General features: G+C 46.2%; 10 protein-coding genes. All 10 read right to left on the bottom strand.

Annotated elements, in window-relative coordinates:
- Positions 1-322: 322 nt before the first annotated feature.
- Entirely contained in the window at positions 323-826 is a 504-nt protein-coding gene (gene rplQ, locus QVO39_RS03525; protein ID WP_018028993.1) for a 50S ribosomal protein L17, read from the bottom strand.
- A gap of 9 nt (positions 827-835) precedes the next feature.
- The gene (locus tag QVO39_RS03520; RefSeq protein WP_021903031.1) at positions 836-1,834 is read right to left on the bottom strand and encodes a DNA-directed RNA polymerase subunit alpha; all 999 of its coding nucleotides are present in this window, start codon (positions 1,832-1,834) and stop codon (positions 836-838) included.
- Between the two features lie 38 nt (positions 1,835-1,872).
- Positions 1,873-2,472 (bottom strand): 30S ribosomal protein S4, encoded by a 600-nt coding sequence (gene rpsD / locus QVO39_RS03515; RefSeq protein ID WP_018028991.1) that lies wholly within the window; start codon positions 2,470-2,472, stop codon positions 1,873-1,875.
- 176 nt (positions 2,473-2,648) lie between these two features.
- Positions 2,649-3,035 carry a 30S ribosomal protein S11 gene (gene rpsK, locus QVO39_RS03510; RefSeq protein WP_018028990.1) on the bottom strand — a complete coding sequence of 129 codons (387 nt, stop codon included), beginning with the start codon at positions 3,033-3,035 and terminating at the stop codon, positions 2,649-2,651.
- 15 nt (positions 3,036-3,050) lie between these two features.
- Positions 3,051-3,431 carry a 30S ribosomal protein S13 gene (gene rpsM, locus QVO39_RS03505; RefSeq protein WP_018028989.1) on the bottom strand — a complete coding sequence of 127 codons (381 nt, stop codon included), beginning with the start codon at positions 3,429-3,431 and terminating at the stop codon, positions 3,051-3,053.
- A gap of 104 nt (positions 3,432-3,535) precedes the next feature.
- Positions 3,536-3,652: a 50S ribosomal protein L36 gene (rpmJ, locus tag QVO39_RS03500; RefSeq protein WP_018028988.1), complete on the bottom strand. Its 117-nt coding sequence runs from the start codon at positions 3,650-3,652 to the stop codon at positions 3,536-3,538.
- Between the two features lie 102 nt (positions 3,653-3,754).
- Positions 3,755-3,973: a translation initiation factor IF-1 gene (gene infA, locus QVO39_RS03495; RefSeq protein WP_018028987.1), complete on the bottom strand. Its 219-nt coding sequence runs from the start codon at positions 3,971-3,973 to the stop codon at positions 3,755-3,757.
- Between the two features lie 51 nt (positions 3,974-4,024).
- Entirely contained in the window at positions 4,025-4,825 is an 801-nt protein-coding gene (gene map / locus QVO39_RS03490; RefSeq protein ID WP_018028986.1) for a type I methionyl aminopeptidase, read from the bottom strand.
- A 29-nt stretch (positions 4,826-4,854) separates the two neighbouring features.
- Entirely contained in the window at positions 4,855-6,180 is a 1,326-nt protein-coding gene (secY, locus tag QVO39_RS03485) for a preprotein translocase subunit SecY (RefSeq protein WP_018028985.1), read from the bottom strand.
- A gap of 18 nt (positions 6,181-6,198) precedes the next feature.
- The coding region (rplO, locus tag QVO39_RS03480) for a 50S ribosomal protein L15 (RefSeq protein ID WP_288171719.1) at positions 6,199-6,555 on the bottom strand (357 nt) is incomplete at its 5' end.

Here is a 6,555-nt window from a genome sequence, read left to right as displayed (position 1 = left end):
TGAATCAAATGTGCTGAGACTTTGAACGAAGGTTGAGATGCTAGGTAGCCGCTAGGCTGCCAAGGTACTCAAAAGGGCGCTGAGGATAAGGGCGCTGAGAGCGTACTTACGTACGTGACCAAGCCAGAATTCCGAAAGCAACACCGCAGATCGCCTTCGTGTAACAGTCTCCACTAGCCTGCACCTCCCGACTTGTCAGACTTGTCCGACCCGTCCGACTTGTCCGATAAGTCACCCCATCTGACAAGGCAAAAAAAGAGAGAGGTGAGTGTCGGTGGACACTTACCTCTCTCCTGTGAGTTACACTTAGCTTGTTGCTTGATTACTCTGCAGCCTCGCTCTTACTCTCTTCTGACTCCTGTGCTTGGGTCTCTGGAGCATCGGCGCTCTTCTTGCGGCTACGACGGGTACGACGGGTCTTACCTGCAGTTGAAGACTTCTTATCCTGCTTAACGCGATCTTCATTGAAGTCAACGAACTCGATCAAACACATCATAGCATCATCTCCCTGACGACGACCAATCTTGAGGATACGAAGGTAACCTCCTGGGCGATCGCCAACCTTCTCGCTGATAGGGCCAAATAGCTCTACTACGGAATTGCGATTCTGCAGCTTTTGGAATACTATACGACGTGCGTGCACACTCTCGCCATTCTTTATCGCGGTGGTGATGAGTGGCTCTGCATACACCTTGAGTGCCTTAGCTTTGGCTAGGGTCGTAATGATTCTCTTGTGCTCAATAAGGGAGTTAGCCATATTGGAGAGCATCGCCTGACGGTGAGAAGCTGTACGACCGAGCGGATTGAATTTCTTATTATGTCTCATTATATAATTTTACTCGTTGTCTAGTTTGTACTTCGAAAGGTCCATTCCAAAGGTGAGCCCAAGGTTATCGAGCAATTCATCTACCTCGTTGAGAGACTTCTTACCGAAGTTTCTGAACTTGAGGAGCTCGCTACGACTGTACTTGACGAGGTCACCAAGGGTGAGCACGCCTGCAGCACGTAGGCAATTGAATGCTCTCACTGATAGCTCTACATCCTCTAGCCTATTCTTGAGAAGCTGACGAGTCATTAGGGTATTCTCGTCAAAGTCTTCCTCTTCTTGCTCAGACTCAAGATCTACTGAGAAATACTCATCGCTGAATAGCTCTAGGTGCTGAATCAGCAGATGAGCAGCATTCTTCAGTGCCTCTTTTGGATGAATGGAGCCATCGGTATCAATCTCAATCAAAAGCTTATCGTAATCGGTCTTCTGACCCACACGTGTATTCTCTACAGCAATCTTTACGTTGAGAATAGGTGTATAGATAGCATCAATAGCAATCTGTAATGGGACGTCGAAGCTCTCTGCAATATCCGAAGCTGGGATCCAGCCACGACCTTGATCAATGGTCAATTGGATACTGAAGGAAGCTGACTTATCTAACCGACAAATAAGCTGATCCTTATTGAGGACCTCAAAGCTCTTAAGTCCCTCTGAAATCTCTTTCCCTGTAAAGGTATCGCTGCTCTTACCATTGACTTTGATAACAGCAGTCTCGCCAACTTCACCTGGGGTCACCTGCTTGAGACGAATCTTCTTGAGGTTCAGGATGATGTTGGTGACGTCCTCTATGACACCTGGTATGGTTGCAAACTCATGCTCTACCCCATCAATCTTAATGCTATTGATGGCAAAGCCCTCAGGGCTGGAGAGCAAAATACGTCGAAGAGCATTACCTATAGTCATGCCATAGCCTGGCTCAAGTGGCTTAAACTCGAATTTGCCATGTGTAGCAGTACCCTCGAGCATAAGCACGTTTTCTGGTTTTTGGAATGCGATTAAAGCCATATCTCTTCTCTAATATTAAAGGTGAAAATGGGACATCATTACTTGGAGTAGAGCTCGACGATGAGCTGCTCCTTGATGGTCTCAGGGATATCAGCACGCTCTGGAATGTGGAGGAAGCGACCAGTCATAGAAGCTCCATCCCACTCGAGCCATGGGTACTGATTGTGTGCAAGTACCTGAACTGCTTCAGATACAATAGCTAGCGACTTGGAGCGCTCGCGGATGCCAATAGTCTGACCCTCAGAAACAGTATATGAAGGGATATCAACTACCTGACCATCTACTACGATGTGTCCATGATTAACAAGCTGACGAGCAGCGTTGCGCGAACGAGCTAGACCTAGACGGAAAACGACATTGTCGAGACGACGCTCTAGAAGCTGAATCAACACCTCACCACGCACACCAGGCATACGAGAAGCACGCTCGTAGAGGTTGCGGAACTGGCGCTCTAGTACGCCATAGGTGTATTTAGCCTTCTGTTTTTCGCGCAGCTGCAACCCATACTCTGAAGTCTTGCTACGGCGAGAATTGCCGTGCTGACCAGCTGGGTAAGTTTTCTTCGATTTGGCATTGCCAAAGATTGGCTCTCCAAACTTGCGATTAATCCTGGCTTTTGGACCTGTATATCTTGCCATTATAAATAGTAATAAAAATAATTAGTAACCATGAAACTAGCTCTGCACAGCTGCGTCGGAAGGTGCAGAAGTGCAACCAATCCATTAGTATGAATGCAGAGAAGCCTCATTCTAATATATAATCTCTCTTGCGTACGACAAAGTGTCGGTGAAACAAGGGAAGTGAAGCAAGCCAATTAAGGCTTACGACGCTTTGGAGGGCGACATCCATTGTGTGGAAGTGGCGTCACATCTACAATCTCCATCACCTCAATACCTGCTCCGTGGATAGTGCGGATAGCACTCTCACGGCCATTACCTGGACCCTTTACATAAACGGTCACTTTCCTCAAACCGGCATCATAGGCCACCTTAGCACAGTCTTCTGCTGCCATCTGTGCTGCGTAGGGAGTGTTCTTCTTCGAACTACGGAACCCCATCTTTCCAGCACTAGATTGGGAGATTGCTTGCCCTTGGTTATTGGTAAGGGTAATGATAATGTTATTGAAGGAAGAGTGGATATGTGCCTGTCCAATAGGATCCACCTGTACTTTTCTCTTCTTAGTAGCAGTTTTCTTAGCCATGTTTTCTTCCTAGTCTTACTTAGTAGCTTTCTTCTTATTCGCAACGGTCTTTCTACGTCCTTTGCGAGTACGAGCGTTGTTTTTAGTTGACTGTCCACGTAAGGGCAGACCAATACGGTGACGGATACCACGATAGCAGCCGACATCCATAAGGCGCTTGATATTAAGCTGTGTCTCACTACGGAGATCACCCTCTACCTTATAATTATTCGAGATGATCTCACGAATAGCGGCAGCTTGGTCGTCTGTCCAGTCTTGCACTTTAATGTTTGGGTCTACTCCTGCTTTATCAAGAATAGTAGCAGCAGCACTTCTCCCGATACCATAAATATAGGTAAGGGCGATAGCTCCACGCTTATTCTGGGGCAGGTCGACACCAACAATTCTTATTGCCATATAATACTATAGTTGTTAGTTAAGTGTAACTCTCTTAGTCAATTGACCCGATAAAGATCACACGCCTACACTATCCATCTACACCCTCGAAGGGGTGAGGGGGATTAGTTTTGACGCTGCTTCATCTTGGGGTTCTTCTTGTTAATGATATAAAGACGACCCTTGCGACGGACAATCTTATCATCGGGGGTACGCTTCTTCAAAGATGTTCTAACCTTCATAATCTCTATTTCTTTTGATACCCACTAGTGGCTCACATGCCTCGCACGGGTAGTGTTGTGTGTATAAACTTGAAATAATATGGTCTTCAACCTTGCACAGCTTTACTTGTAGCGGTAAGAGATACGCCCTTTGGATAGATCGTAAGGCGACATTTCTACCTTTACACGGTCTCCAGGAAGAATACGAATATAGTGCATCCGCATCTTACCAGATATATGAGCGGTAATCTGGTGGCCATTGTCGAGCTCCACCTTAAACATAGCGTTGGACAATGCCTCTAGAATTACTCCATCTTGCTCTATTGCTGGTTGTTTAGCCATAAATAAATACCTTTCTTTTTGTGATTAATCAATATCAATATCTTACAGTGCTTAGAATGGGAGACCTCCAAGAGCTTCTTTGATAAATTCGAAGCTACTCATAATCTTGGCCTTGCCATCTACAATAGCGATGCAATGCTCAAAGTGAGCAGAGGGCTTACGGTCCTTGGTGCGGGTAGTCCAACCATCGTCATAAATGACTACGTTTTTACTCCCTAGATTGATCATCGGCTCTATGCAAATGCAAAGACCCTCCTCAATCTTAGCTCCTGTACCACGCCGGCCATAATTAGGGACATTAGGAGCCTCGTGCATTGAGTGACCAATGCCATGACCAGTGAACTCCCTAACTACAGAGTAGCCACGCTTCTCGCAGTAAGTCTGAACAGCATTGCCGATATCACCGATACGCTTTCCCACTACAGCGGCTTCGATGCCTACATAGAGAGAATCATGGGTAGTACGCAAAAGGCCCTTGACCTCGTCTGAGACTTCTCCTACGGGAAAGGTGAAAGCACTATCCCCTACAAATCCATCTAAGATCGTACCACAATCCACACTGATGATATCCCCCTCTTTGAGCACCGCTGTCTCGGAGGGAATACCATGTACCACATATTCATTGATAGAGGTACAGAGAGAAGCAGGGAAACCAGAATATCCTAAGAAAGCTGGTTTCGCACCATGGTCGCAGATAAATTCGTAAGCTATCTTATCCAACTCCTTAGTGGTCACCCCTGGCTTAATATGCTTTGCTAGCTCGCCATGCGTCATACCTACCAATTGATTGGCACGATAGAGTTTCTCGATCTCCTCTGCTGTCTTTAGGTAAATCTTTCTTCTCTCAAACATATCAGTCCTTATCGCAATTGTTTAAGATATTAATACAGATTTCCCGAGCGACCCTTGATACGTCCTGTCTCAAGTAGTCCATCATAGTGATGCTGTAGTAGGTGACTCTCCACTTGCTGGAGCGTATCCAATACCACACCTACAAGAATGATCAGTGAGGTACCGCCAAAGAATGAACTAAACTGCGCTGAGACGCCAAAGAGACGTGCAAAAGCAGGCAGGATAGCCACAATAGCTAGGAACAACGCACCTGGAAGAGTAATCTTACTCATCACACTATCCAAGAACTCCTTGGTGGGTTTACCTGGTTTCACACCTGGAATAAATCCATTGGAGCGCTTCAACTCATCAGCCATCTGAGATGGATTGATGGTAACCGCAGTGTAGAAATAGGTAAAGAGGATGATCAGAATAGCGAAAGTGAAATTGTACCAGAAGCTCTGACCCGTAGCAAAGCCTTGCCAAAAAGTAGACTTAGAGGTCATTGCTGGGAACAACGTCACAGGGATAAACATGATAGCCTGAGCAAAGATGATAGGCATCACATTCGCAGCATTCACTTTGAGAGGGATATACTGGCGTGCTCCACCATACATACGGTTACCTACCGTACGCTTGGCATACTGTACTGGCACACGGCGAGTACCTTGAACGAGCATAATCGCACCTGCAATCACCACTAGTAGGATTAAGATCTCGAGGAGGAATAGGAAGATACCACCTGGATTATTAAACCTTAGCACGAACTCCTGAGTAATTGCCATTGGGAAACGAGCTAAAATACCTACAAGGATGATAAAAGAAACTCCATTACCAATACCCTTATCAGTAATACGCTCACCTAGCCAAAGTGCAAACATAGAGCCGGCTGCCATGAAGATGGTGCTTGAAAAGCTAAACCAGAAGCCAGTAGGCATTGAACTACCTGCAGCCATTAGCTGGTGGTTGAGGTTGATCAGATAAACTGGACCCTGAACCAATAGAATGGCGATGGTGAGATAGCGTGTCCACTGATTGATCTTACGGCGACCACTTTCACCTTCTCTCTGCATTTTTTGGATACTAGGCACTACGATAGCCATCAGCTGCATCACAATGGACGCAGAAATATATGGCATAATACCAAGTGCCATCACCGAAGCGTTACTGAAGGCACCACCTGAAAACATATCAAGAAGTGCCATCACACCACCTCGGGTCTGATCCTTGAGTGCTACTAGGCCAGATGGATCAATCCCTGGCAATACGATATGGGTACCTAGACGATAGATGATAATCAGCCACACCGTAGTGATAATACGCTGTTTGAGATCTTCTATCTTCCAGATATTCCGGAGTGTCTGAACAAATTTCATCGGTACTCTTCTCTATATTTACAGTAACACCAGTTCTGCTCCTGCCTTCTCCATTGCCTCTTTGGCACTCTTGGAGGCAGCGTGAACTGTCACCTTCACCTTAGTGGTAAGCTCGCCCATACCGAGTAGCTTAACCTTGTCGTCTTTGTGCACAAGACCAGCAGCTACTAGCTCTGCTTGCCCGATCTCAGTAATACCCTTCTGGGCAAGTACCTCGATAGCACCAAGATTGACAGGAGTATACTCTACTCTATTAGGATTACGGAATCCAAACTTTGGCAAACGACGCTGAAGTGGCATCTGACCACCCTCAAAGCCAAACTTTGCCTTGTAGCCTGAGCGGCTCTTTGCTCCCTTGTGACCTCTTGTAGAAGT

Origin of the sequence: Porphyromonas sp. CAG:1061, from assembly GCF_000435035.1 — a bacterium.
In the GTDB taxonomy this organism is placed as follows: Bacteria; Bacteroidota; Bacteroidia; order Bacteroidales; family Porphyromonadaceae; genus Porphyromonas_A; species Porphyromonas_A somerae.
Note: the sequence above shows the minus strand (reverse complement) of the source record. Positions and strands in the feature narration are given on the sequence as shown.

What these genes read in the sequence shown, in the direction of transcription:
- rplQ (WP_018028993.1), bottom strand. Translation starts at nt 826, where the DNA reads ATGAGACATAATAAGAAATTCAATCCGCTCGGTCGTACAGCTTCTCAC.
- QVO39_RS03520 (WP_021903031.1), bottom strand. Translation starts at nt 1,834, where the DNA reads ATGGCTTTAATCGCATTCCAAAAACCAGAAAACGTGCTTATGCTCGAG.
- rpsD (WP_018028991.1), bottom strand. Translation starts at nt 2,472, where the DNA reads ATGGCAAGATATACAGGTCCAAAAGCCAGGATTAATCGCAAGTTTGGA.
- rpsK (WP_018028990.1), bottom strand. Translation starts at nt 3,035, where the DNA reads ATGGCTAAGAAAACTGCTACTAAGAAGAGAAAAGTACAGGTGGATCCT.
- rpsM (WP_018028989.1), bottom strand. Translation starts at nt 3,431, where the DNA reads ATGGCAATAAGAATTGTTGGTGTCGACCTGCCCCAGAATAAGCGTGGA.
- rpmJ (WP_018028988.1), bottom strand. Translation starts at nt 3,652, where the DNA reads ATGAAGGTTAGAACATCTTTGAAGAAGCGTACCCCCGATGATAAGATT.
- infA (WP_018028987.1), bottom strand. Translation starts at nt 3,973, where the DNA reads ATGGCTAAACAACCAGCAATAGAGCAAGATGGAGTAATTCTAGAGGCA.
- map (WP_018028986.1), bottom strand. Translation starts at nt 4,825, where the DNA reads ATGTTTGAGAGAAGAAAGATTTACCTAAAGACAGCAGAGGAGATCGAG.
- secY (WP_018028985.1), bottom strand. Translation starts at nt 6,180, where the DNA reads ATGAAATTTGTTCAGACACTCCGGAATATCTGGAAGATAGAAGATCTC.